The sequence below is a fragment of the Salegentibacter salegens genome, from assembly GCF_900142975.1.
Taxonomy (GTDB): Bacteria; Bacteroidota; Bacteroidia; order Flavobacteriales; family Flavobacteriaceae; genus Salegentibacter; species Salegentibacter salegens.
In genome coordinates this window covers 724,315-747,832 of record NZ_LT670848.1, presented here as the reverse complement: position 1 = coordinate 747,832, position 23,518 = coordinate 724,315, and the positions used below count along the sequence as shown (strand labels likewise).

Below are 23,518 nucleotides of genomic sequence, written 5' to 3'. Positions count from 1 at the left end.
TTTAATACAATTTGCCATATATGTTGAAACCTGCCATCCCCGATAACGAAAGCCAACGATTAAATGCGCTTGAGGAGGCAAACATATTATATAGTCCTACCGAGGAGGAATTTGATAATATCACCCAATTAGCTTCTTTTATTTGCAAAACTCCAATTTCTTTAATTTCCCTGGTGGGGGAACACGAACAATGGTTTAAATCTAAGTATGGTACCGATATGTGTACATCAGAACGAGATATTTCGTTTTGCAGTCACGCCATATTAGAGCCTGAACAATTAATGGAAATTGAAGATACCCGATTAGATGTTCGGTTTGTAGATAATCCCTTCGTACTTGCCAAAACCGAGCCCATTATCTATTACGCCGGAATGCCCCTAAAAAACCATAATAATATGGTTTTGGGAACGCTTTGCGTAATTGATACAAAACCGAATAAATTAAGTCAGGAACAAAAAAATGCCTTAAAATCACTTGCCAAGCAGGTAGAAATACTTCTGGAATTAAAACGCAAAAACGATTACCTGGAGAATATTAAAAAGCAACTTAACGAGCATAATGCAATGCTAAAAGATTTTGCCGGTGTGGTTTCTCACGATATGAAAATGCCCCTGGCGAATATGATTATTACTGCAGATATCTTGAAAGCTAAGTTTGGAAGCAAACTTGGAGAAGAAGGTTTAGATTATCTCCAAAATCTAAAACAGGCCGGATTAAGACTTAGCGGGTATATCAATGGAATATTAGATCATTATGAGAGCGATAATATTGCCGCCTCTAAGAATGAAGAATTTGACGTAAACCAATTATTGGAAGAGATCATAGATCTTTTAAATATTACTGAAGATTGTGTAATTAACCTGCCAGAAGATAACACCATTATAAGTTCTAACCGTGCCGCCCTGGAACAAATATTTTTAAATTTATTAGGAAACAGCCTAAAATACAACGACAAGCCTAAAATAATTATTGATATTGAGTTCTCCCAAAACCCCGATTTTTATTACTTCAGCATACAGGACAATGGTATAGGTATTCCTAAGGAGAAGGAAGACGATATTTTTAAACTTTTTACTACGGTTGCCAAAAGTGACCGTGCCGGCAATAAAGGCAATGGTATTGGGCTTTCTACCGTAAAAAGACTGGTTGGAAATTTAGGCGGAAACCTAAAGGTAAATTCGGAAGTAGGAGAAGGTACACGTTTTACTTTTTCCATTAAGCGAAAAGCTTAAATAGTAAGGGTTTTTCATCGAAATTCGAAGAATTTTTTTTATCTTCTTGTACTAACAGCCAAAAAGTATGCAGCAAAAAAAAGTTTCTTCAAATGAGAGATTACGCAGGGCAGCACTTGCTGAATATGCAATTTTTAAATCGGGAGAAGACAAAGATTACGATCAACTAACTTTTTTGGCGGCAAAGATATGCCAGGTTCCTGTAGCAAAAATTAGCATTATTGGTAAAACTAATATTTGGTATAAATCGGCTTATGGTACTCAACTGGCCGAAATCCCCAGAGAAAATGCCTTATGTGAACATGCGATAAACGCAGGGGAAGAAATCTTTATTATAAACAGCCAGGAACATCCTGAATTTTTTGAAAACGCAAAAAATATCTACCATCAGGAATTTCATTTTTATGCAGGGGTGCCACTTTTAAATGCTAACGGCCACGCCATCGCAGTTTTCTGCATTTTTGATACAAAAATCAGGAAGTTAGACCAGGATCAGAAAAAATCTTTGATGGCCTTAGCCAACCAAAGTATGAATTTGTTTGAATCGCGAAAGCACAAAACAAAACTTCAACACGTACAGCGAAAATTAAAACAGAAATACAAAGAACTGGAAAAATTTGCCAGCCTGGTTTCACACGATATTAAATCTCCTCTCGCTAATATTATTTCTTTAACCGAATTGCTAAAAGACGAAAACAAAGAAAAACTTGATGAACAAAGTAGACAATATCTCGACTTTTTAGTAGAATCTTCTTATTCCCTTAGAAATTATGTAGATGGAATTCTAAGTTTTTATCGCAGTGATCACGTTTTAGAAAAAGACTATGAAGATGTGCACCTCCCTACCCTCTTAAAAAGAATTACCGATCTTTATAAATTAGAAGAAAATGTAGAAATTACTTACCCTAGTGAAGGTCATCTTAAAAATATAAATAAAGCTGCGCTAAGCCAGGTGTTTATGAATTTAATAAGTAATGCTTTAAAATATAATACCCGGGAAGTTAGAAAAGTAGCTATTAGTTTTAAAACCACTGCAACTTATTATGGTTTTGAAATAAGCGATAATGGTATAGGAATATCTAAAAACGATAAAGAAAAAATCTTTCAACTTTTTGCCACGCTGGATGCAAAAGATAGGTATGGCAATCCCGGCAGCGGCATAGGCCTTGCTACGGTAAAGAAACATATAGAACAAATGAATGGTAGTATTGAAGTGTTTTCTGAAAAAGGTAAAGGCAGTACTTTTAAATTCAAAATTAAACGGCCTTAGCTTAAATTCCATTTCATATATTTGAAAAACTTTTTAAAGCTTTATGGAATTTAAACAGCCGGAACTACTTTATGCCCTGTTTTTACTACTCATACCGCTGGCTGTTCATTTATTTCAACTACGCCGTTTTCAGAAAGAAGATTTCACCAATGTAAAATTTCTAAAAAAAGTTATTCGGCAAACCCGAAAAAGTTCGCGGTTAAAGAAATGGCTGGTTTTAGTGACTAGAATGCTAATGTTAGCCTCTTTAATTTTGGCATTTGCCCAACCATATTTCCCTGCCAAAAATCCTGAATCCGCCCAAAGCGATAAGCTTATTTTTCTAGATAATTCTTACAGTATGCAGGCCACGGGGCAAAATGGCGAATTGCTCTCCGCCGCTGTTCAGGATTTGATTAAAAACCTTCCTGAAAACGAAGAAATAAGCTTTTTTACTCATAATACTGAATTTCGAAATCTTTCTGCGGAAGAATTAATCACCGAACTCCAAAACCTCGATTTTGCAGAAAATTCTTCAGAGTTTAATACGCTGAATTTAAGAGCAAAGCAACTTCTAAAAAATTCTACCGGAAATAAAAATCTTATTTTTATTTCTGATTTTCAGCAGAATCTAAATACAGCGGAATTATCAAATGCTTCCAATTTAAATTATCATATTATTCCAGCGATTCCCGAAAATACTCAGAATATCAGTTTAGATTCAGTGTTTATAAGCAATCGTGAAACTTCTGAAATTAGTTTGCAAGTTCTATTGAGTAGTACAGCAGAAGTTTCAGAATCTGTGAGTATTTCGGTTTATAATGGCGAAGCACTTTTAGCAAAAACAGCCGTGAATTTTGAAGAAAATCAAAATTCAGAAACCAGTTTTAAGATTAATGCTGAAGAAATTTCTAACGGAATTATAAAAATTGAAGACGCCTCTTTGGCATACGATAATTCGCTTTTTTTTAGTCTGAATAAGCTTAAACCGGCCGAGGTGGTAGGGATAAGCCAGGGTAAAGATGCCACTTTTCTTAGCCGCATCCTCACCCCACCTGAATTTAATACTACTATTTTTGAAATAGATCAGCTTGATTTCAATAGACTAAACGATGCCGATTTGGTGATTCTTAATGAGCTGAAAGTAGTGTCTGGCGCTTTAGAATCGAACCTTCTAAACCTTCAAAAGAATGCGGTACCACTGGTAATTATTCCTTCAGAAAGTATAGATAAAAGTTCTTATAATAATTTACTTAACCGTATAAATGCCCCTACATTCTCTGAGTTAAAAACCCAGGAAACTTTAATAACCGACCTCGCTTTTGATCATCCTTTGCTCACCGGTGTTTTTGAGGAAAGAATTGATAATTTCGATTATCCGAAGGTGCAGACTTATTATAATATGCAACATGGGAATAAGGTGATTTCATTTCAAAATAACTCCGGTTTTTTACTGGAACTGGATAATGTATTTCTATTCTCGGCAGCCTTAAATCCCGAAAATTCTAATTTTAGAAATTCTCCCTTAATCGTTCCGGTTTTTTATAATATGGGTCTTACCGCTTTAAAAACGCCAGATCTTTATTACGAAACGGGGAAGGAAAATGAGATTAAAATTCAGCTTCAAACGCAACAGGACGAGGTGGTTCACATTGTTTCAGAAACTGAAGATTTTATTCCTCAGCAACGTGTACTGGGCGACAATCTGGAAATCTTAACTTCCGGATTGGAAATAGCTTCAGGAAATTATTCGCTGGAATATAAAAACGAAAACCAGGGCTACATAAGTTTTAACTCGCCCAGGGTAGAAAGCGAACTGGAATATACTATTCCGCAGGAAACAGAAAACGTAGAAATACATTCTAGTATAGGTTCTTATTTTAATGAAATAAAAGCAGCCGGGCAAAGCAACGAGCTTTGGAAATGCTTTGTTATTTTTGCACTGATATTTTTAAGCGCAGAAATGCTCCTCTTAAAATATCTTAAATGACCAGTATTTTACCAGAATTGTAATTAGCAACAGATTGGGATCAAAATTATAAATAGATGAAACTACTTTTAAAATCGGCTACAATCATAGATAAACACTCAGCTTACAACAATAAAAAGCTGGATATTTTAATTGAAGACGGGATTATTAAAAAAATAGGAAAAGACATCACGACCAAAGCCGATAAAGTGATTGCTGAAGAAAATCTTCACGTTTCCCGGGGTTGGTTTGATAGTAGTGTGAGTTTTGGAGAACCCGGTTTTGAAGAGCGGGAAACTATTGCTAACGGCCTGGATACCGCAGCAAAAAGCGGATTTACCAGTATTGTTTTAAATCCCAATACTTATCCGATTCTTGACAATAACGGGGCGATTACTTCGGTAAAATCAAAGGCAGCGCATCACCCGGTTAAAATGTTTCCTACAGGAGCTTTAACTATTAAAAGTGAAGGCGTAGATCTTGCCGAACTTTATGATATGAAACAGGGAGGCGCCATTGCTTTTGGAGATTATAAACGTGCTGTGAAAAATCCAAATTTGCTAAAAATAGCGCTTCAATATGCTCAGAATTTTGATGGATTAGTGCAATCTTTTCCGCAGGAAGATCGTATTGCCGGCAAGGGAATGGTAAACGAGGAACAAAACAGTACTTCGCTGGGATTAAAAGGAATTCCCAACCTGGCCGAAGAATTGCAAATTACGCGAGATCTATATCTTCTGGAATATACCGGTGGAAAACTGCATATTCCTACAATTTCCACTAAAAAATCGGTTTCTTTAATTCGGGAAGCTAAAAAGAAAGGATTAGATGTTAGCTGTAGTGTAGCTATTCATAACTTGAGCTTTACCGACGAACTCTTACAAGATTTTGATACCAATGCTAAAGTTTTACCGCCATTAAGAACCAAAGAAGATATAAAAGCACTTATAAAAGGTTTAAAAGACGGAACCATAGATATGCTTACTAGCGATCACAGCCCAATGGATACTGAGCATAAGAAAGTTGAATTTGATAATGCACTTTATGGTACTATTGGATTGGAGTCTGCTTTTGGAGCTTTAAACAACATTTTTTCTACCGAAGAAGTTGTTGAAATGCTTTCAAATGGAAAACAAAGATTTAGCGTGGAAGACATCGAAATTAAAGAAGGAAATCCTGCTGATTTAAGTTTATTTATTCCGAATGAAAAATATGACTTTACCGACGCCCATATTTTTTCGACTTCAAAAAACAGTATTTTTAAAGGGCATCAACTAAAAGGAAAAGCTTTGGGAATAATTACCAAAGCGGGGAATTTTGGTTTATAATTCCGTTCTTATTTTAATACCTTTGTATAATAATTAACTACTATGAAAACTGTTGCTGAAGAAGGAAAAACCCCCGCTATTGTGGCTTACCTTACAATTATTGGTACTATTATCGCCTATTTTATGAACAACGAGCATAAAAATCCGTTTGCTTCATTTCACATTAGGCAGGCCTTTGGCATTCACGTGACTTTCTATGTTTTAGGGGTTTTAGTAGGATTATTTGACAGCTGGTTAATTTCATCGGCCTTTTATATTTTTATTGCGGTTTTGGGTATTTATGGCCTGGTGACTGCGATACAAGGCGAACAAAAAGAAGTGCCGATTTTAGGTACATATTTTCAAAAATGGTTTAGTACAATAAATTAAATGAATACCAAAGAACTTTCTCTCCACCACCTTATTAGAAAACCGAAAACCCAAACTGAAAAGCCAGCATTGCTCATTATGCTTCACGGCTATGGCAGCGATGAGAACGATCTTTTCTCTTTTGCTGAAGAATTACCCGATGAATTATTCGTTATTTCGGTAAAAGCGCCTTACGCAATGCAACCTTATGGAAACGCCTGGTATGCTATTCATTGGGATAACCAGGACGGTAAATTCAGCGACGATGAGCAGGCCAAAGAATCACGGGATTTAATTGCCAAATTTATAGAGGAAGCGATTGAAGCCTACCATTTAGATGCTGAAAACGTAACGCTTTTAGGCTTTAGCCAGGGCAGTATTTTAAGTTATGCAGTAGCCCTCTCCTACCCTGAAAAGATTAAAAATATAATCGCGCTAAGTGGTTATATTAATAAAGGAATTTTGAAACCAGGATATGATAAAAACGATTTTTCTAAACTATCCTTTTACTGCTCTCACGGATCTGTAGACCAGGTGATTCCTATAGAATGGGCTCGCAAAAGCAAACCAATTTTAGATCAGCTAAACATTGAAAATAGCTATTCAGAATTTCCGGTAGGTCACGGGGTAGCTCCACAGAATTTTTTTGAATTACGAGAATGGCTTAAAGAGCGAATTTAATTTGCTGCGGGATAAATAAAAGACTTTTCGGCAATTAGTTCGGGATTTCCATCTTCATCAATAAAATAGGTGAAAAACACTTCGCCCCAGTAGGTACCATCGGTAAAATCAGCAATTACCCATTTATGGTTTAAAACCTTGATTTTATTGATATGCATATCGCCTTCCATACCCTCAAAAGGCACATAAGAATTATCAATATCAACCTTATTCTGGTTCATTAATTCATTTTCTATAGCTTCAAGAACCTCGGCAGCTTCAATTCCTTTATTTTCAAAATAAGTCATTGCATCTTCGTTATCCATCAAAGAAAAATAACCGCTATTTTCGTCTAAAGCCGCAACAGAATCTGTTTCTGATTCAAGTCTTTCAACTTCTGCTTTTAAACTCTGAATTTTCGCATCCCGGGCATCGAGAATTTTTTTGTCGTTTACATAAATAAAAATGGTAAACAAAAGAGAAAAAATAAAGAGGTAAAGCAATATATTTTTACGCATCTTAAATAGTGATTTTTAGGTTATCGTAAGCCACAAACACATTATCGGGAAGTTGCTTCTGCACTTCATCGTGAAAACCCAGTAAATGGCTAATATGGGTTAAATAAGCTCTTTCGGGCTTCACCCGTGCAATAAATTCTAATGCTTCTTCGAGGTTTAAATGAGAATGATGCGGCTCAATTCTTAGAGCGGTTACTACCATAACCTTTACGCCATCCAGTTTTTGAACTTCTTCTTCCTTAATAGATTTAAGATCGGTAAGATAAGCGAAATCTTTAAGTCTAAACCCGAAGACTTGAAGGCGGTTGTGCATATAATCTATGGGAGTGATTTTTAAATCTTTAAAATAAAAAGCTTCATTTACAATTTCATTTTCCTGTACACCTGGCGCGCCGGGATATTTATTTGTTGAAGTAAATATATAGTTAAATCGCTTTGTAAGAGATTCCAGCACTCTTTTATGAGCAAAAACCGGAATATCTCCCTGGCGGAAGAAAAAAGGCCTTATATCGTCTAAACCTGCAGTATGGTCGTTATGCTCGTGGGTATATAGAATGGCATCAAGGTTTTCTACAGGGTTTGCAAGCATTTGCATCCTAAAATCGGGACCACAATCAATAAGGATATTATATCCTTCCCACTTTACCAATACCGACACCCGCAAGCGTTTATCTTTGGGGTTATCACTAAGGCATACCGGGTGTTTACTGCCTATAATAGGGATTCCCTGTGAGGTGCCTGTACCTAAAAATATTACTTCCAAGAATTCTGTGTTTTAGGCAAAAGTAAAGATATTTTTTTTCAATACCTTACCGATTTTAGTACCTTTGGTATACGCAAAAAAGAAATCACACATAAAAGAAAAATTATGCCAATTACAATAATGGGCGATAAGGAATTTGAAAATGTTCCTTCTATAAAAAGCAAAGCACTTCGCATTAATTTAAACGAAAATATCTACGGAACTTTCTCTGAAATTGGTGCCGGCCAGGAAACTGTAAGAAATTTTTTTAGAGCCGGTGGCGCTTCAGGTACTATCGCAAAAGCAATGAGTGCCTACGATAAAGACTTTAGTGATGCTATTTACGGAGTTGAAAATGACAGGAGATATGTAACTGAGGCACGATTAAAAAAGATGCTTTCCCACGAAATTGGCCTAATAGAACAACGAATTTCCCGCGAAAAACATCCAAATAAACTTTTCTTTAGTTATGCCAATACCGTTGCTACTATAGATTTTGCAAAAAAATATAAAGGTCACGGATGGGTAGGAATTAGATACCAGGTGAGTCCTGAAGAAGATTATAACGAGATTAGCCTGCACGTTAGATTTCATGAAAACGATGCACGCCATCAGCAAAATACGCTTGGAATACTTGGCGTAAACCTTATTTATGGCGCTTATTACAAATATGATAATCCTAAGAAACTTTTACGTTACCTCTACGATCATATAGACAAAGATCAAATAGAAATAGATACCATAAACTTTAGCGGACCGCGATTTGAAGGTGTAGATAACCGTTTAATGAGTTTACAACTTGTTAAAAACGGAATGACAGATGCCGTAATGTTTGCTCCTGATGGTAATAACGTACTTCCTGCTAAAATTCTTTATAAAAAGAATATTCTTGCGCTACGCGGAAGTTTTAGACCCGTTACCAAGGTAAATATGGATATGTATGAGCGTTCGCTTGAACTATTCCTGAAAGAAAGCAAGGTAGAAAAAGAAAATACAGAAGTGATTTTTGAAATTACCCTTTCTAATCTTAGGGCCGAAGGTGAAATTGATGAACGCGATTTTATGGACCGGGCAAAACTTTTATGCTCCCTGGGCCAAACCGTAATGATCTCTAATTTCCAGGAGTATTATCGTGTAGTTGAATATTTCTCAAGATATTCTAAGCAACGTATGGGCTTAACTATGGGCGTAAATAACCTGGTTGATGTATTTGATGAGAAATATTACAGACACTTAAGCGGTGGTATTTTGGAAGCTTTTGGTAAATTATTCTTTAAAGATCTTAAGGTTTACCTCTACCCGCTTAAAGATTCTGAAACCGGGGAAATTACTACCAGCGATAATCTAAAAGTTCATCCTAGAATGAAAGAATTGTATAAATTCTTTAAATATAACGGAAGAGTTGAAGATATTGAAAATTATAATCCTGAAATTCTGGACGTCTACTCTAGAGAAGTGCTACAAATGATTAGCGAAGGAAAAGAAGGTTGGGAAGATATGCTTCCTGAAAAAACCACGAAAATGATTAAAGAACATAATCTTTTCCATTATAAAGAGAATAAGAAAAAAGCTAAAACAGAAGTTTAGTTTCTGAAGTTTTTCAGCATAAAAAAATCCGGATGATTCATATTAATCCGGATTTTTTTATGCTTATTTTTAGCGTCATCCTGAATTTATTTCAGGATCTAAGTTATTTGTGATTCCAAACATGTTAGAAGCTGATACAAGTTCTTGCTTGACGAAAGCCTGTCTTTTAGAAAGACTCTTTTATATGTTTTTAATTGATTGCTTAAGCCACCCGCTCTATTTTAGCACCCAGTGCTTTAAGGCGTTCGTCTATATTTTCGTAACCCCGGTCTATTTGTTCAATATTATGAATAGTAGAAGTTCCTTTAGCTGAAAGTGCTGCGATAAGTAAGGAAATTCCGGCTCTAATATCAGGCGAAGTCATCGTGGTAGCTTTTAACTGCGACTGGAAATCGTGCCCAATTACCGTAGCCCTGTGTGGATCACATAAAATGATTTTCGCACCCATATCTATCAATTTATCAACAAAGAACAATCGGCTTTCAAACATTTTTTGGTGTATAAGTACGCTTCCGCGAGCCTGAGTAGCAACCACCAAGACAATACTCAATAAATCTGGCGTAAAACCAGGCCAGGGAGCATCGCTAATATTCATTATAGAACCATCTATAAAACTTTGCACTTCATAACCATTAGTGTGTGCAGGTATAAAAATATCGTCTCCCTTACGTTCAATAGTAATTCCTAATTTTCTAAAGGTTGTTGGAATAATGCCCAACATATCCCAGCGAACATTTTTAATGGTAATTTCGCTTTTGGTCATCGCTGCCATCCCAATCCAGGAGCCAATTTCAACCATATCAGGCAAAATTCTATGCTCACAACCTTTTAAAGAATCTACTCCTTCAATAGTTAAGAGATTAGAACCTACGCCCCTAATTTTTGCACCCATTGAATTCAGCATATTACAAAGTTGCTGTAAATAAGGTTCGCAGGCGGCGTTATAAATGGTAGTAGTTCCTTCAGCAAGAACAGCTGCCATTACAATATTGGCGGTACCGGTAACAGAAGCTTCTTCCAGGAGCATATAGTCACCTTTTAGCCCATTTGGAGCTTCAACGCCGTAAAAACGTTCTTCTTTATTATATCTAAATTTAGCACCCAGTTTAATAAAACCTTCAAAATGCGTATCAAGTCTTCTTCTACCAATTTTATCTCCACCTGGTTTTGGTACAAATCCTTTCCCAAATCGTGCGAGTAATGGTCCTACGATCATAATTGATCCTCGTAAACCACTACCGTCTTTTTTAAACTGGTCACTACTTAAATAATCTAAATCCAGATCATCACTTTTAAAAGAATAACTTCCTTTTCCAAGTTTTTTGATCTTAACTCCAAGATTTTCAAGAAGCTGAATTAATTTATTCACATCCAGGATATCTGGAATATTATTAATCACAACTTCATCTGAAGTTAATAATACGGCACAAAGAATTTGCAAGGCTTCATTTTTGGCTCCCTGTGGTTGAATTTCGCCACTAAGTTTCTGCCCGCCCTCAATTTGGAAAGTTCCCATGAAAGTAAAATATTATTTAGTAGCGCTTACGGCCACCCCCACCTTTGCGGTTGGATTTTTTAGGATTATTGTTTTTACCGGTGTGCTTCTTTTTGTTTCTAATAAGGCTGGAAGCGTCACTAAGATCTTCATCGGCGTTTTTTAAATTAATTTTCCCGCCGCTAAGTTCCCGAAGATGTTCAAAAATTATCTCGTCTTCTACAGTATCACGATTCCAATTAAGGTAAGATTTTTTCATATGGTTGGCTATCGTTAAAACCAAACCTTCTTTTAAAGGGCCTTCTTCCCAGTCTTTAACCTCATTAATCATTCGGTTAATATTATTTCCGTAGAAACGATATTTTGGAAAATTTTGAGGATAACCCAACATTTCAGGACGCTCTGCCAGCATTTCCCGGGTTGGTTTAGGAAAAGGTGATTCTACATCAAGCTTAAAATCACTAATTATAAATAATTGATCCCATAATTTATGCTGAAAATCGGGTACGTCACGAAGATGCGGTTGCATATTACCCATTACGGCAATAATAGATTTTGCAACCTGGTTACGTTCTTTATCATCTTCAATTTCAATGGCTTCTTCCACCATTTTTTGAAGATGTCTTCCATATTCGGGAATAATTAAGTGTCTCCTTTCGGAGTTATATTCTAATGCGTGTGTCAAAATTGAAATTTATAAGATGATACTTTACTCGATAATCGAGACTTAAATACTTTGAGGCCAGGCTCAAAATCAAAAAAATCTTCCATTTAATGCCTCATAGGCTTGCCCCAGAGGTTATTTATTGTAGAAGTTAATCGCTGCAAAATACTAAATATTATCGGGATAGATAAAAATTTTGAGAAATTAAAAATTCAGAACTTCCAGGCAGGCCCTTTAGGTATGGTTCGTAAAATTACTCCTTCAATTGGGGCAAGCCTATGATGGTGAATTAAACATCCTGGTGGATTATAAAGAGATTACACCTTCTACTTTTTTGGCCACTTCTTTATATTTTTCAATTACAGCATCGGGATTCTTCATTCGTACATTAACCGATGTACTTATATAAGTTCCCTTTTTAGATTTTCGAGTAGTAATAACCGCTCCCATATTATTAAAAATCTCATCAATAATTTTCACCTGATTCGATTTTGCAGGAACTATAAATTTATAGAGATACTCAGATGGCCAAAGGGATGTATCCTGTAATTGAGCTCTTAATTTGTTATAAAACTCTTCCTGATCTTTCGTTCCACTCATAATTTTCTAACTTAATTTTAGGCTGCAAAGATACATGGATTGCATACATTTTTATAATCAATTTCAAATGTCGAAATTTGCAGCGTGAAAAAACAGAAAATAGTAATTACCGGCGGTCCCGGTACCGGAAAATCTTCTATAATCCGCCAATTGGAAAAACATGGTCATGAATGTCTTCATGAAATTTCCAGACAGGTAACTTTAGAAGCCCAAAAACAGGGAATAGATCAATTATTCCTTGAAAAACCTTTGCTCTTTAGCGAAAAACTGCTGGAAGGCCGAAAAATTCAGCATCGTGAAGCCGATATGATTCCTACTCCCACTATCTTTATAGATCGCGGTCTCCCCGATGTGCTTGCTTATATGGATTATTTTAAAACCGAATATTCCTCTTATTTTACCGATGCTTGCAAAGAATATTCTTATGATAAAATATTCTTTTTACCACCCTGGGAAGAAATTTACCAAAGCGATAACGAACGCTACGAATCTTTTAAGGAGGCAAGTCTAATCTCTAAATATCTTTTTGAAACCTATAAAACTTACGGGTACACCCCTATTGTAGTTCCAAAAACCTCGATAACGGACAGAACCACATTTATTTTAAATCAAATTTGATCCAGGCTATTTGCACAACGCGCACTACATATTAAAAAAATACTGGGGACATTCGTCCTTCAGGCCGCTACAGGAACCTGTAATAGAAAAACTCCTGAAGCAAAAAAATGTGCTGGCCTTAATGCCCACCGGCGGCGGGAAATCACTATGTTTTCAAATTCCGGCCTTAATGCAGGAGGGAATTTGTATCGTAATCTCCCCATTGGTAGCTTTAATGGAAGACCAGGTAAATGCGCTTCAACAAAAAGGTATCAAAGCAATGGCTCTTACCGGCGGGATGGCTTTTCGCGATCTTGATGCCGCTCTCGATAATTGCATCTACGGAAATTATAAATTCCTCTATTTATCTCCTGAAAGGCTACAACAAGATCTGGTACAGGAACGTATTAAATTGATGAATGTAAACCTAATCGCGGTAGATGAAGCACACTGTATTTCCCAGTGGGGCCACGATTTTAGACCTGCTTACCGAAATATTTCGCTCTTAAAAGATTTAAAACCCGGGACACCATTTATTGCACTTACAGCCACGGCAACACCGGCAGTGGTAAAAGACATTGCTAAAGAGCTGGAATTAGAAAATATTGAAATTCTAAAAGATTCGTTTTATCGGCCTAATATTGCCTACAATGTTTTAATAGCTGAAGACAAATATTATCGGCTATATCAATTATTGAATAATAAAAATGAAGCCGCGATCATTTATGTGCGAAGCCGAAAAGCAAGTTTGGAAATCGCTGATTTATTAAATAAAAAAGGTCATAAAGCCGATGCGTTTCACGGTGGATTACAACCTAAAGAAAAAACCAAAAGGCTTAATAATTGGTTAGAAAACAAGCATCACATCATGGTGGCTACCACGGCGTTTGGAATGGGAATAGACAAGCCAGATGTTAGGCAGGTAATTCATTTAAACCTTCCCGAATCTTTAGAAAGTTATTTCCAGGAAGCCGGTCGTGCCGGGAGAGATGGTGAAAAAGCTGTCACTACGATGCTTACCAATAAAGGAGATATTCCGGTTTTAAAAAATCAATTTCTGGCGAATTTACCGCAACTGGAAGATGTAAAACTGGTCTATAAAAAGCTGAATACCTATTTCAGGATCGCTTATGGCGAAGGTGAAGAAACCGAACACAATTTTAGTTTTTCTGAATTTTGTGCTCAATACGAACTTCCCTTTTCAAAAACCTACGAGGTGCTTCAGCTTTTAGATAGGTGCAGCGTACTGAAACTTTCAAAGGAATTTCATAAAAAAACCAGTATTCATTTTACAATTTCGGGGAAGCAACTTCAGTATTATTTAGAACAAAATCAGAAATACGAAAGTTTTGTAAAAGCACTTTTACGAACCTACGGCGGAATCCTGGAAAATAAAACAGCCATAGATTTGGCTTCGGTTTGCAAGAAATCTAACCTGGATCAAAAAAAAGCACTTAAGTTTCTCGAAGAGCTAGAAAAAGACCAGGTACTGGAATATGTTTTTGCTGAACATGATGCTACCGTATTATTTTTGGTTCCACGAGAAGATGATTTGGTTATTTTTCCGCTGGCACCTTATATAAAGCAACATAATAAATCTAAAAAGGAAAAAATTGATTCGGTTTTAGCCTATCTCGAAAACGATAAGATTTGCAGAAGCAAGCAATTACTCGCATATTTTGGGGAAGAAAAAGTTGAAAACTGCGGAATTTGTTCTGTTTGCCAAAAACAAGCTGCGCCTTTAACCAGGGAATTAAAAAACGAGATTTACAGAGAGATAATAAAAACTTTAAAAACCTCTGATGCTTCTTCCCGCCAACTTACCGAAGCCATAAATTACCCCGAAGAACAGGTTTTAGAAGTGTTACGCTTATTAATAGACAAAGAATTAATTTCCCGAAAAACCGGGAATATTTACAAAATAAATAAATGATGAGTTCATTGAGAATAGTATTTATGGGCACGCCAGATTTTGCCGTGGCCAGCCTGAAAAGTATTTTAGGCGCCAATTATAATGTAGTTGGTGTAATTACCGCACCCGATAAACCCGCTGGGCGCGGAAGAAAATTACAGGAAAGTCCGGTGAAAAAATTCGCGGTAAGCAAAGGTTTAAATGTTTTGCAACCAACCAATTTAAAAGATAAAACTTTTATTGAAGAACTAAAAGCCCTTGATCCTAACGTGCAGGTAGTGGTGGCTTTTAGAATGTTACCAAAAGTGGTTTGGAATTTACCAAAATTCGGCACTTTTAACCTTCACGCTTCCCTGCTTCCGCAATATCGCGGTGCTGCGCCAATAAACTGGGCAATTATTAATAATGAAACAAAAACAGGCGTTTCAACCTTTTTCTTAGATGAAAAAATTGATACCGGGGCGATGATCCTTCAGAAGGAAATTGATATAGCTCCTGAAGAAAGCGTAGGCGACCTGCACGATAAGCTAATGGAACTAGGGTCTGGAGTGGTAGTAGAAACCCTGGAGCTTATAGAAGAAGGCAATCTCACCCCTACCCCACAGCCATTTGATCAATTATTAAAAGATGCACCAAAGTTAAATCGGGAAAACACAAAGATTAACTGGAACGATTCTTTAGATGAAATTCACAACCTAATTCGCGGGCTAAACCCTTACCCAGCGGCCTGGTGCATTTTGTTTAACGAGGAAAAAGAAGAAAAAGTAAAAATCTATGACTGTAAAAAAGAAAATGCCAGTCATTCTTTAGAAAATGGAAGTATAATTGTTGAAGATAAAATGCTAAAGGTAGCCGCACAGGGCGGTTATTTAATTGTTGAAGAATTACAACTTCCCGGAAAGCGTAAAATGGATGTAAAATCACTTTTAAACGGATATAATTTTTCTGAAGGGGCAAAATTCCGCTAAGGCCTTATGGTTGCTGAAACGGATAAAAATCAACTAAAATTTGACTTGTTTATTAACAAAATGGCCGACTTATTAACAAAATCCTGCATTTCCCTTGATATTACTTGCACGGCCGAGAATTCCATATAAATTTGTAAAGCAATTTAACAGAATGTTTAACCAACAATTTATTTAAAATTCAAATTATGAACAAAACAGATTTAATTGATGCAATGGCTGAAAACGCTGGAATCTCAAAAGCAGCTGCAAAAAAAGCCTTAGAATCTTTCTTGGAAAACGTAGAAAAGTCTCTTAAAAAAGGTGATCGTGTTTCTCTAGTAGGATTTGGATCTTGGTCAGTTTCTAAAAGAGCTGCCCGTGAAGGAAGAAACCCACAAACCGGAAAAACCATTAAAATTGCTGCTAAAAATGTAGTTAAATTTAAGGCCGGTGCAGATTTACAAAAAGCTGTAAACTAATAATTTATATTAGTAAAAGATTGAAAGCCTCCCATTTGGGGGGCTTTTTTAATGAAAATAATATAAGTATTAATTTGATTTTTTTTCAAATTAATGGTAGCTTAGATAAAAACATGCTAAAATGATTGCTTTAAAACCAACCAAAGGCCATCTATTGGTAGCAGAACCTTCTATAATTGGAGATGTAGCATTTAACCGCTCTGTTGTTTTGCTTGCCGATCATACTGAAGCGGGTTCTGTGGGTTTTATACTTAATAAAGCATTAGACTTTACCTTAAAAGATCTTGTTCCCGAACTTTCTTCAAATTTTAAAATCTACAACGGCGGCCCGGTAGAACAGGATAATCTTTACTTTATACACAAAATTCCCGATCTTATTCCGCAAAGCGTAGAAATTGCCAATGGCATTTACTGGGGTGGTAATTTTGATGTGGTTACAGAACTCATTAATCAGGATTTAATTAGTGAGAAAGAGATACGGTTCTTTTTAGGATATTCGGGCTGGGATGCCAACCAACTGGATGAAGAATTAAACTCCCATGCCTGGATTGTTACTACAAATGAAAACGCGAAAGACATTATAGAGCGCCCTTATCGCTCTTTCTGGAAAGATAAAATGATGCAACTTGGCGGAGAATACATTTTATGGTCTAATGCGCCAGAAAATCCCAGCTACAACTAACCCAGTCTAGCTTTCACGTTTAATTTTGAAAGCAGGTCTTTTGCTACTTTATTATCAAACTTCTTTTTACGATATTTTGTTACCGGTTGAATTCCTGTAATTACATTGGTAATAAACAATTCATCAGCTTTTTGAAGTTCAAATGGAGAAATTGAAGTTTCTTCCAGGATAAGATTTGGTAAATCTTTAACTATTTCCAACAATTTCTTGCGGGTTATCCCATTTAAAGCACCATCGGTTAGCGGAGGTGTTTTTATTTTATCGCCTTTTACAAGGAATAAATTACCATTTAAGGCTTCAACCACATTCTTCTTTTCATTAATCAGGAAGCAATTTTCATATCCGTTTTCAGAAGCAAAAATACTTCCAAGCACATTAATTGCGCGATTATTCGATTTTATTGTAGAAAATAAACCGCTGGTAACATAATGATCTTTAAAGAGCTCTACCTCATAATCATTTTCATTCAACAAATAGAACGCATCAGCAAGTTCTTCTGTAGTGATTATAAATCCTATTTCACGGGTTGCAGGTCTATAATAGCCGCCTTCTTCTCGATATGCAGAAAATTTTACACGGGCTGCAGTGGTATCCAGGCCGTTTTCTTTTACCAAATCTAAAATCTCTTCTTCGAGGAATTCCGGAGAAAAATTTGCCGGAATTTCCATACGCATAATACGCATCGAAGCCATTAGTCTAAAATAATGATCTTCCCAGAACATTATTTTACCACTAATTACGCGAATGGTTTCAAATACTGAATCTCCATAGGCAAATCCCCGATTGGTTACCGAAAGTGATGCCTGGTTATCTTCTACTAAATTTCCGTTTAAATTTATCATAAAAAAGCCCCGTTTTAGAACGGGGCAAAGGTAATATTTATCTTAGGATTATTAAGCCGATCCAAGCACCTGTTTAAGGTTTGAGATCATATTTTCCCAAAGCATTCTGCCTTCTTCAATTTCATCATCATCTTCGGCAAAATCGGTAATCATTATAGAAACATCTTTGGTAATTTCGTCTACCTGAATTCTTATCTCGAAAAAATATGGAGTATCTTCATCATCAAGCCATTTAAATTTTACGCGCTCATCACTTTTTTTGCTTACCAATTTGGCTTTCTCTTCACTTCCTTCCCAAATAAAAGTAAACAATTCGCCCCGTGAATTTACATTATCTGCATACCATTCACTTAGTCCAGAAGGGGTTGAAATATATTGGTATAACAATGAAGGAGAAGCCTGAATGGGAAATTCCATTTCGTACTTTATCTTATCTTCCATTTTTAGATTTAATTAGTTTCGGGCAATATAGATATTAATTAGAAAGATAAAAAGAAAACAAATTAAATATTTTAGAAAATAATGTTTGTGTCAATACAAAATGTTTATATATTTGCACCCGCATTCACAATTAGTAAGAATGCTTGTAAAGTCAGGCCAATAGGCAGTTTACAAGAGTTATGGCGAGGTAGCTCAGTTGGTTAGAGCGTCGGATTCATAACCCGGAGGTCAGGGGATCGTGCCCCCTTCTCGCTACAAATAGAATAAGGCTTTCAAGAAATTGAAGGCCTTTTTTTTATGCGATGGGTACAGAATAGGTACAGAAAAAGAATCTTTTAATCCGTAAATTTTATTTATTCTCATTTGTGCTCTTTTAATTTCAAATTTTCGGAAAATTCAATTTAAATGTAAATTTTAAAAGTTATTCAGCAATTTTCCATAGAGCTTTATTAAAAAATAAACCTAATTTAACTTTTAATAAGTCTTGTGATTTATTTTTTACCCAGTCAGCACATTCCCCTACATTCCGCGAAAAGCTTCATTCATGGCAAAGAGCTTCTCTAAAAAGTCTTGGACACAATCCAAAAATTACACATTTCCATTTCGCTAACCCGATATAAAATCGAGAAACTTCATTACAACTTATAATTTTTGGATTAAGCCCGCTTGTTTGGAATTCCATTTATTATTCTTTTTTCCTTTTCAAATTACTTTAATACTTCCCATATTAAGTTAAACCCACTCCCCTGCCTCCACTGTCTTTACCTTTTTTGTAATGCAAAATACCATGATTTAGAAGTTAGTCCAGACTGCATAAAGCCGGTCCCTACGCTCCCTTTTTATAAGTCCTCCCTAATTCTAAATCCTGAAACTGTATAAGCATCAAAAAAGGTAACAGTGAAGGCTCTACGGGAAGTAAATTTTAAATCAGAAACAATGAAATCGTATCAAATCCATAAAACTGAAGCGGAAAAAGAGTTAAAAAATCAAAAAAGGAAAACGCTCAGGATACAATAAGTAAATTTTTTCAACCTACCTGTGGGTGATAGCAGGAAACAAATTAATTCATTTAAATTTTTCAATTATGAGTACACTCAGAAACAAAGTTCAGTTAATCGGAAATGTGGGGAACGCCCCTGAAATTAAAAACCTGGAAAGCGGTAAAAAAGTAGCAAACTTTTCTATTGCAACCAATGAATTTTATAAAGATTCAAAAGGTGAAAAAGTACAGGACACCCAATGGCACAATATTGTGGCGTGGGGGAAAACTGCGGAGATTGTAGAGAAATATGCCGGGAAAGGCAAAGAAATCGCCATTGAAGGAAAACTATCTTCCCGCTCCTATGAAACCAGCGATGGTGAGAAAAGGTATGTTACGGAAGTTATAGCTAGTGAAATCCTGTTACTAGGTGGCAGGAATGGAAATGACACTAACGAATAATCAAAAAAAATAAGAGGGCGTTCCTCTCGAAAGTTGCGCCCTCTTTCATTATTCACTTAAAAAATCAGATCACAATGAAAACTAAAGTTAACGAAATATCGATAAAATATCAGGGAAATTTCAAAGTTTCTCAGGCTCCAAAAATTACTTCTTCTGCAAGTGCTGCCGAATTATTATTTGATGCTTGGGATAAAGACCGCATTGGCTTACAGGAATGCTTTAAGGTCATGCTTTTAAACAATTCCAATAAAGTGAAAGGAATTTTTGAAGTTTCCACCGGGGGAATCACAGGTACGCTGGTGGATGTACGAATTCTTTTTGCTGTGATTTTAAAGTCACTTTCAACATCAATAATTTTAGCCCATTATGCAAAGTAAATTATTATGTAAAGCTATTGTTTTAGAATATTCAAATCCAGCAGATTATAAGTGTTTTCCTTTACATAATATTATTCTTTTCTCGTTCAGAATTCAATAGACAAGCTTTTATTTAGAGGAATTATTCACATCTAGATAATGGTATTATGAATGAACAAATTAGAGCTTTCAATGAATTGATGTCCGAAGTCGGGAATTACCTTGAATCCACACACGCCTATTCTGGAAATACCGTTGGTGTTTATCGAAGAGGTTGGCAACGACTGAAGGAATTTATGGTCTCCCACGGAATCCATAATTATGACCAGAAAGTTGAAGAGCAATTCCTTTACTATGAGTTTGAAGGTCGTAAAGGGCGTAAGCTTTCCAAACAGGAACAATTTCTAGCAAATGGTACGAGAAAACTCACCGAATTCCAAGCTACCGGCCAGATCAAAGTACCGAACCTGCCACCGAAAAAAGCTCCTCTTGTTTTTGACGGGGTTTTAGGTGGGGCAATAGTTGGGTTCTTGGATTATAAACACAGAGAAGAAAGGTTATCCGCTATCCGCCTGCATTGCTATAAACGCTGTCTTTTTCTTTTTCTAGAATATTGTAATAAAAACAAAATCTATGCAATAAAAGATATTGATTTAGCTGTCCTTCTACAGTATATTAATACCATTGATTGCGGAAAAACTTTGATAGTTCCTATTCTTTCAACGCTTCGGGGTTTTCTAAAGTACTTATTTGAACAGAAGCTTTTAGGAGTCGACTATTCCAAAAAGATACCCAAGTACAGGATTATTGGTCAACCTAAATTACCTTCCACATATTCCAAAGAAGAAATAGAAAAACTGATCGTATCAGTAGACCGGTCCAGTGCAATAGGAAAACGGAATTATGCCATTATTCTTTTGGCTGCTAGACTAGGACTCCGAGCTTCGGATATTTCCAGGTTGAAGTTTGTAAACCTGCATTGGGACACCAGCACTATTGAAATAGAACAAGTCAAGACAGGTAAAGAGTTAATACTTCCCTTATTGCCCGATGTTGGGAATGCGATCATTGATTATTTGAAATACGGAAGGGCAAAATCCGAAGAACCCTGTATTTTTTTATCAGAAAGGCCACCATATGGTTATTTTAGTTCAAGCAATGTGGTGACCCATATCGTCCAAAGGGCATATATAAAGGCTGGCATCAATACTAAAGGTAAACGGTTTGGCCCACATTCCTTGCGACATAGTCTTGGATTTAGGATGTTGGAAGAAAGTACAGTGCTCCCAATTATCTCAGAGGTACTAGGACATAAAAATACAGAATCCACACGATATTATTTAAGGATTGACCTCAAATCCATGCAACAGTGCATGTTGGAAGTTCCCCCGGTCTCACTTGATTTTTATTCACAGAAAGGAGGGGTTTTTTATGACTAATTATGATAGCATATACGGCCCGACCATAGCGCAATTCATCGCTATGAAAACAAAGCTGGGTTTTAAATTTACTACTGGGAAAATTATCTTATTCCAAATTGATCAGCTAGCCCATCAGCGTAATGAAAAAACTAAGGGAATCACTAAGGAGTTTACCCAGAAATGGGGAGAAGAACGAAGCAATAAATCTGAGATTTACCGGTACGATAGAATAAGGCATCTTGCACTATTTTCTTCTTATCTATGCGATATTGGTATTCCCTCATATATACCTAAACTTCCCCGGCACCCTAAAAGCACCTTTGTCCCCTACATTTATTCATCAAAAGAAATTAATGCCATATTTAAAGCCGCTGATGAATTAAGGCTAGTACAAAGGAATATGCATTCCTCTTTAATGTGTATGCCGGCATTGCTTAGGGTATTATACGCAACAGGGGTGCGTATTGGAGAAGCCCTTGTCATGACAGTTGAAGACGTAAACCTGGAAGAAAATTATTTACGAATAAAAGATTCCAAGAATGGGAAGGAGCGAATTATTCCTATTTCAACTTCACTGGTTGCTGTTTGTAAAGAATATAGGCATTACAGGGAACAACTTCCCTACAAGGATCGCTTGGAATACTTCTTTGTTGGCAGCAATGGAACTAAATGTGGCCAAGGGGTAAGAAGCTGGTTTAAAAAGTGTTTGAACAATGCAGCTATTTACCATACGGGAGAAAACCAGGCCCCGCGTCTCCATGATCTACGTCATACTTTTGCGGTTACTTCTCTGGCTTGTATGGCTGAAGCTGGTGTAGACCTTTATGCTTCCCTGCCTATTCTTTCCAATTATCTAGGGCATGGATCATTAGGTGCTACCAATCATTATGTAAGGCTTACTGCCAATATGTACCCAGATTTGATCAAGGAAATAGATATGACCTGTTTGGATGTATTCCCTAAATATAAGAACTATGAAGCCAACTGATTTTTCCAAGTATATCTCTGATTTTGTATCCAGATACCTGCCCCACGAAAAAGGAGTCAGTAATAATACGATTATAGCATATCGAGATACCTTTGTTTTATTAATTGAATTCCTTCAGAAGGAAAAAAAAATAAAAATAGAGAAACTAACATTAGATAAGGTAACCAAAAAAGTGATCCTGGAATACCTTGACTGGTTACAAAATATAAGGAATTGTGGAAACGCTACCCGTAATGCCCGTTTGGCGGCTATCCACTCCTTCTACAGGTTCCTACAACAAGAAAGCCTGGAACATCTATATCAATGCCAGAATATTTTGTCCATTAGGTTTAAAAGATCTCAGAATAAATCTATTACCTACCTAACTATTGAGGCAATGAAACTGTTACTGCAACAACCCGACCACACTACACTGAAAGGCCGAAGGGACTTGGCGCTATTGTCTTTAATGTACGATACTGGAGCCAGGGTACAGGAAATCATTGACCTGACCCCATCTATGTTAAGACTTGACACTCCGCCTGTCATCAAAATTATTGGTAAGGGAAAGAAAGCCCGTGTGGTACCCATGCTGGATGCCCAAACCGGCCACCTTAAAAACTATTTAAAGGAGAACCGGTTGGATACAGCTTCTGCCAATATGTATCCATTATTCTTTAATAGTAGAAAAGAAAAACTCACACGTGCTGGGATTCATTACATTGTCCAGAAATATTTTAAAAAGGCAAGGGCAGCAAATAAAATGATGCTTCCTGATAAAATAAGCTGTCATTCCCTTCGACACTCTAAAGCAATGCACTTACTACAAGCTGGAGTGAACCTGGTGTATATTCGGGATATACTGGGTCATGTTTCCGTTCAAACTACAGAAATCTATGCCAGGGCAGATTCCAAACAAAAACGGAAAGCCTTGGAAAAAGCATACGTGAATATCAATCCGGATGAAACAGCCAACTGGACAAAAAATGAAAATTTGATGATGTGGCTGAAGAAATTTTAAAAGGTTATGTAAAGTATTCT

At 36.4% G+C, this 23,518-nt stretch carries 24 protein-coding genes and 1 tRNA gene; 18 read left to right on the top strand and 7 right to left on the bottom strand.

Going from position 1 to position 23,518, the window contains the following annotated elements; translation table 11 throughout:
• The first annotated feature begins 20 nt into the window (after nt 1–20).
• The 6 genes from B5488_RS03300 (at nt 21) to B5488_RS03275 (ending at nt 6,807) form a co-directional block, all read left to right on the top strand.
• Nucleotides 21–1,232, top strand: a complete 1,212-nt coding sequence (locus B5488_RS03300; protein ID WP_079733965.1) for a sensor histidine kinase — start codon at nt 21–23, stop codon at nt 1,230–1,232.
• Between the two features lie 67 nt (nt 1,233–1,299).
• A complete protein-coding gene (locus B5488_RS03295; RefSeq protein ID WP_079733964.1) occupies nt 1,300–2,502 on the top strand; it encodes a GAF domain-containing sensor histidine kinase in 1,203 nt (400 codons plus the stop codon).
• 43 nt (nt 2,503–2,545) lie between these two features.
• Entirely contained in the window at nt 2,546–4,471 is a 1,926-nt protein-coding gene (locus B5488_RS03290; RefSeq protein WP_079733963.1) for a BatA domain-containing protein, read from the top strand.
• Between the two features lie 56 nt (nt 4,472–4,527).
• Nucleotides 4,528–5,778, top strand: coding sequence for a dihydroorotase (locus tag B5488_RS03285; protein ID WP_079733962.1), 1,251 nt, complete (start codon nt 4,528–4,530; stop codon nt 5,776–5,778).
• Between the two features lie 42 nt (nt 5,779–5,820).
• The gene (locus tag B5488_RS03280; protein WP_079733961.1) at nt 5,821–6,147 is read left to right on the top strand and encodes a DUF4870 domain-containing protein; all 327 of its coding nucleotides are present in this window, start codon (nt 5,821–5,823) and stop codon (nt 6,145–6,147) included.
• Nucleotides 6,148–6,807, top strand: coding sequence for an alpha/beta hydrolase (locus B5488_RS03275; protein ID WP_079733960.1), 660 nt, complete (start codon nt 6,148–6,150; stop codon nt 6,805–6,807).
• On the opposite strand, the gene B5488_RS03270 is transcribed toward B5488_RS03275, so the two are convergent.
• Both B5488_RS03270 and B5488_RS03265 read right to left on the bottom strand, forming a co-directional pair.
• Complete coding sequence (locus B5488_RS03270) at nt 6,804–7,304, bottom strand: hypothetical protein (RefSeq protein ID WP_079733959.1); 501 nt, start codon at nt 7,302–7,304, stop codon at nt 6,804–6,806. The two genes, B5488_RS03275 and B5488_RS03270, sit on opposite strands and share 4 nt — an antisense overlap.
• A 1-nt stretch (nt 7,305) precedes the next feature.
• Complete coding sequence (locus tag B5488_RS03265) at nt 7,306–8,067, bottom strand: MBL fold metallo-hydrolase (RefSeq protein WP_079733958.1); 762 nt, start codon at nt 8,065–8,067, stop codon at nt 7,306–7,308.
• A gap of 105 nt (nt 8,068–8,172) precedes the next feature.
• Here B5488_RS03265 and B5488_RS03260 point away from each other — a divergent pair, with 105 nt between their 5' ends.
• Nucleotides 8,173–9,633, top strand: coding sequence for a nicotinate-nucleotide adenylyltransferase (locus B5488_RS03260; protein WP_079712403.1), 1,461 nt, complete (start codon nt 8,173–8,175; stop codon nt 9,631–9,633).
• A gap of 202 nt (nt 9,634–9,835) precedes the next feature.
• Here the strand turns inward: B5488_RS03260 and murA are convergent, their stop codons facing one another.
• The 3 genes from murA to B5488_RS03245 form a co-directional block, all read right to left on the bottom strand.
• Nucleotides 9,836–11,149, bottom strand: a complete 1,314-nt coding sequence (murA, locus tag B5488_RS03255) for a UDP-N-acetylglucosamine 1-carboxyvinyltransferase (protein ID WP_079733957.1) — start codon at nt 11,147–11,149, stop codon at nt 9,836–9,838.
• A gap of 16 nt (nt 11,150–11,165) precedes the next feature.
• Entirely contained in the window at nt 11,166–11,813 is a 648-nt protein-coding gene (locus B5488_RS03250; RefSeq protein ID WP_079733956.1) for a DUF4290 domain-containing protein, read from the bottom strand.
• 285 nt (nt 11,814–12,098) lie between these two features.
• Entirely contained in the window at nt 12,099–12,392 is a 294-nt protein-coding gene (locus B5488_RS03245; RefSeq protein WP_079733955.1) for a DUF493 family protein, read from the bottom strand.
• Nucleotides 12,393–12,476: 84 nt separating this feature from the next.
• Here B5488_RS03245 and B5488_RS03240 point away from each other — a divergent pair, with 84 nt between their 5' ends.
• The 5 genes from B5488_RS03240 (at nt 12,477) to B5488_RS03220 (ending at nt 17,009) form a co-directional block, all read left to right on the top strand.
• Nucleotides 12,477–13,010 (top strand): AAA family ATPase, encoded by a 534-nt coding sequence (locus tag B5488_RS03240; RefSeq protein WP_079733954.1) that lies wholly within the window; start codon nt 12,477–12,479, stop codon nt 13,008–13,010.
• A gap of 10 nt (nt 13,011–13,020) precedes the next feature.
• Nucleotides 13,021–14,922: a RecQ family ATP-dependent DNA helicase gene (locus B5488_RS03235; protein ID WP_079733953.1), complete on the top strand. Its 1,902-nt coding sequence runs from the start codon at nt 13,021–13,023 to the stop codon at nt 14,920–14,922.
• Nucleotides 14,922–15,869 carry a methionyl-tRNA formyltransferase gene (gene fmt / locus B5488_RS03230; RefSeq protein WP_079733952.1) on the top strand — a complete coding sequence of 316 codons (948 nt, stop codon included), beginning with the start codon at nt 14,922–14,924 and terminating at the stop codon, nt 15,867–15,869. Before B5488_RS03235 ends, fmt begins: the two co-directional genes overlap by 1 nt.
• Nucleotides 15,870–16,054: 185 nt before the next feature.
• Nucleotides 16,055–16,327, top strand: coding sequence for an HU family DNA-binding protein (locus B5488_RS03225; RefSeq protein WP_006990442.1), 273 nt, complete (start codon nt 16,055–16,057; stop codon nt 16,325–16,327).
• Between the two features lie 121 nt (nt 16,328–16,448).
• Nucleotides 16,449–17,009, top strand: coding sequence for a YqgE/AlgH family protein (locus B5488_RS03220; protein ID WP_079733951.1), 561 nt, complete (start codon nt 16,449–16,451; stop codon nt 17,007–17,009).
• On the opposite strand, the gene B5488_RS03215 is transcribed toward B5488_RS03220, so the two are convergent.
• Nucleotides 17,006–17,851, bottom strand: coding sequence for an aminotransferase class IV (locus B5488_RS03215; protein WP_079733950.1), 846 nt, complete (start codon nt 17,849–17,851; stop codon nt 17,006–17,008). The genes B5488_RS03220 and B5488_RS03215 overlap by 4 nt on opposite strands.
• 51 nt (nt 17,852–17,902) lie before the next feature.
• Nucleotides 17,903–18,292, bottom strand: a complete 390-nt coding sequence (locus B5488_RS03210) for an START-like domain-containing protein (protein ID WP_079733949.1) — start codon at nt 18,290–18,292, stop codon at nt 17,903–17,905.
• A gap of 181 nt (nt 18,293–18,473) precedes the next feature.
• Here B5488_RS03210 and B5488_RS03205 point away from each other — a divergent pair.
• The 6 genes from B5488_RS03205 (at nt 18,474) to B5488_RS03180 (ending at nt 23,498) form a co-directional block, all read left to right on the top strand.
• A tRNA-Met gene (locus B5488_RS03205) sits at nt 18,474–18,547 on the top strand.
• Nucleotides 18,548–19,376: 829 nt separating this feature from the next.
• Nucleotides 19,377–19,733 carry a single-stranded DNA-binding protein gene (locus tag B5488_RS03200; RefSeq protein WP_079733948.1) on the top strand — a complete coding sequence of 119 codons (357 nt, stop codon included), beginning with the start codon at nt 19,377–19,379 and terminating at the stop codon, nt 19,731–19,733.
• A 74-nt stretch (nt 19,734–19,807) separates the two neighbouring features.
• Nucleotides 19,808–20,110: a JAB domain-containing protein gene (locus tag B5488_RS03195; protein WP_079733947.1), complete on the top strand. Its 303-nt coding sequence runs from the start codon at nt 19,808–19,810 to the stop codon at nt 20,108–20,110.
• 146 nt (nt 20,111–20,256) lie between these two features.
• Nucleotides 20,257–21,528 carry a tyrosine-type recombinase/integrase gene (locus B5488_RS03190; RefSeq protein ID WP_079733946.1) on the top strand — a complete coding sequence of 424 codons (1,272 nt, stop codon included), beginning with the start codon at nt 20,257–20,259 and terminating at the stop codon, nt 21,526–21,528.
• 43 nt (nt 21,529–21,571) lie between these two features.
• Nucleotides 21,572–22,498: a tyrosine-type recombinase/integrase gene (locus B5488_RS03185; RefSeq protein ID WP_231919782.1), complete on the top strand. Its 927-nt coding sequence runs from the start codon at nt 21,572–21,574 to the stop codon at nt 22,496–22,498.
• Nucleotides 22,485–23,498 (top strand): site-specific integrase, encoded by a 1,014-nt coding sequence (locus B5488_RS03180; RefSeq protein ID WP_079733579.1) that lies wholly within the window; start codon nt 22,485–22,487, stop codon nt 23,496–23,498. Before B5488_RS03185 ends, B5488_RS03180 begins: the two co-directional genes overlap by 14 nt.
• Nucleotides 23,499–23,518: the final 20 nt, after the last annotated feature.

Excerpts from the sequence above, each read along its gene's own strand:
- murA (WP_079733957.1), bottom strand. The coding sequence starts at position 11,149 with ATGGGAACTTTCCAAATTGAGGGCGGGCAGAAACTTAGTGGCGAAATT.
- B5488_RS03300 (WP_079733965.1), top strand. The coding sequence starts at position 21 with ATGTTGAAACCTGCCATCCCCGATAACGAAAGCCAACGATTAAATGCG.
- B5488_RS03220 (WP_079733951.1), top strand. The coding sequence starts at position 16,449 with ATGATTGCTTTAAAACCAACCAAAGGCCATCTATTGGTAGCAGAACCT.
- B5488_RS03280 (WP_079733961.1), top strand. The coding sequence starts at position 5,821 with ATGAAAACTGTTGCTGAAGAAGGAAAAACCCCCGCTATTGTGGCTTAC.
- B5488_RS03270 (WP_079733959.1), bottom strand. The coding sequence starts at position 7,304 with ATGCGTAAAAATATATTGCTTTACCTCTTTATTTTTTCTCTTTTGTTT.
- B5488_RS03285 (WP_079733962.1), top strand. The coding sequence starts at position 4,528 with ATGAAACTACTTTTAAAATCGGCTACAATCATAGATAAACACTCAGCT.
- B5488_RS03225 (WP_006990442.1), top strand. The coding sequence starts at position 16,055 with ATGAACAAAACAGATTTAATTGATGCAATGGCTGAAAACGCTGGAATC.
- B5488_RS03180 (WP_079733579.1), top strand. The coding sequence starts at position 22,485 with ATGAAGCCAACTGATTTTTCCAAGTATATCTCTGATTTTGTATCCAGA.
- B5488_RS03290 (WP_079733963.1), top strand. The coding sequence starts at position 2,546 with ATGGAATTTAAACAGCCGGAACTACTTTATGCCCTGTTTTTACTACTC.
- B5488_RS03190 (WP_079733946.1), top strand. The coding sequence starts at position 20,257 with ATGAATGAACAAATTAGAGCTTTCAATGAATTGATGTCCGAAGTCGGG.
- B5488_RS03210 (WP_079733949.1), bottom strand. The coding sequence starts at position 18,292 with ATGGAAGATAAGATAAAGTACGAAATGGAATTTCCCATTCAGGCTTCT.
- B5488_RS03245 (WP_079733955.1), bottom strand. The coding sequence starts at position 12,392 with ATGAGTGGAACGAAAGATCAGGAAGAGTTTTATAACAAATTAAGAGCT.
- B5488_RS03185 (WP_231919782.1), top strand. The coding sequence starts at position 21,572 with ATGAAAACAAAGCTGGGTTTTAAATTTACTACTGGGAAAATTATCTTA.
- fmt (WP_079733952.1), top strand. The coding sequence starts at position 14,922 with ATGAGTTCATTGAGAATAGTATTTATGGGCACGCCAGATTTTGCCGTG.
- B5488_RS03275 (WP_079733960.1), top strand. The coding sequence starts at position 6,148 with ATGAATACCAAAGAACTTTCTCTCCACCACCTTATTAGAAAACCGAAA.
- B5488_RS03260 (WP_079712403.1), top strand. The coding sequence starts at position 8,173 with ATGCCAATTACAATAATGGGCGATAAGGAATTTGAAAATGTTCCTTCT.
- B5488_RS03195 (WP_079733947.1), top strand. The coding sequence starts at position 19,808 with ATGAAAACTAAAGTTAACGAAATATCGATAAAATATCAGGGAAATTTC.
- B5488_RS03295 (WP_079733964.1), top strand. The coding sequence starts at position 1,300 with ATGCAGCAAAAAAAAGTTTCTTCAAATGAGAGATTACGCAGGGCAGCA.
- B5488_RS03200 (WP_079733948.1), top strand. The coding sequence starts at position 19,377 with ATGAGTACACTCAGAAACAAAGTTCAGTTAATCGGAAATGTGGGGAAC.
- B5488_RS03215 (WP_079733950.1), bottom strand. The coding sequence starts at position 17,851 with ATGATAAATTTAAACGGAAATTTAGTAGAAGATAACCAGGCATCACTT.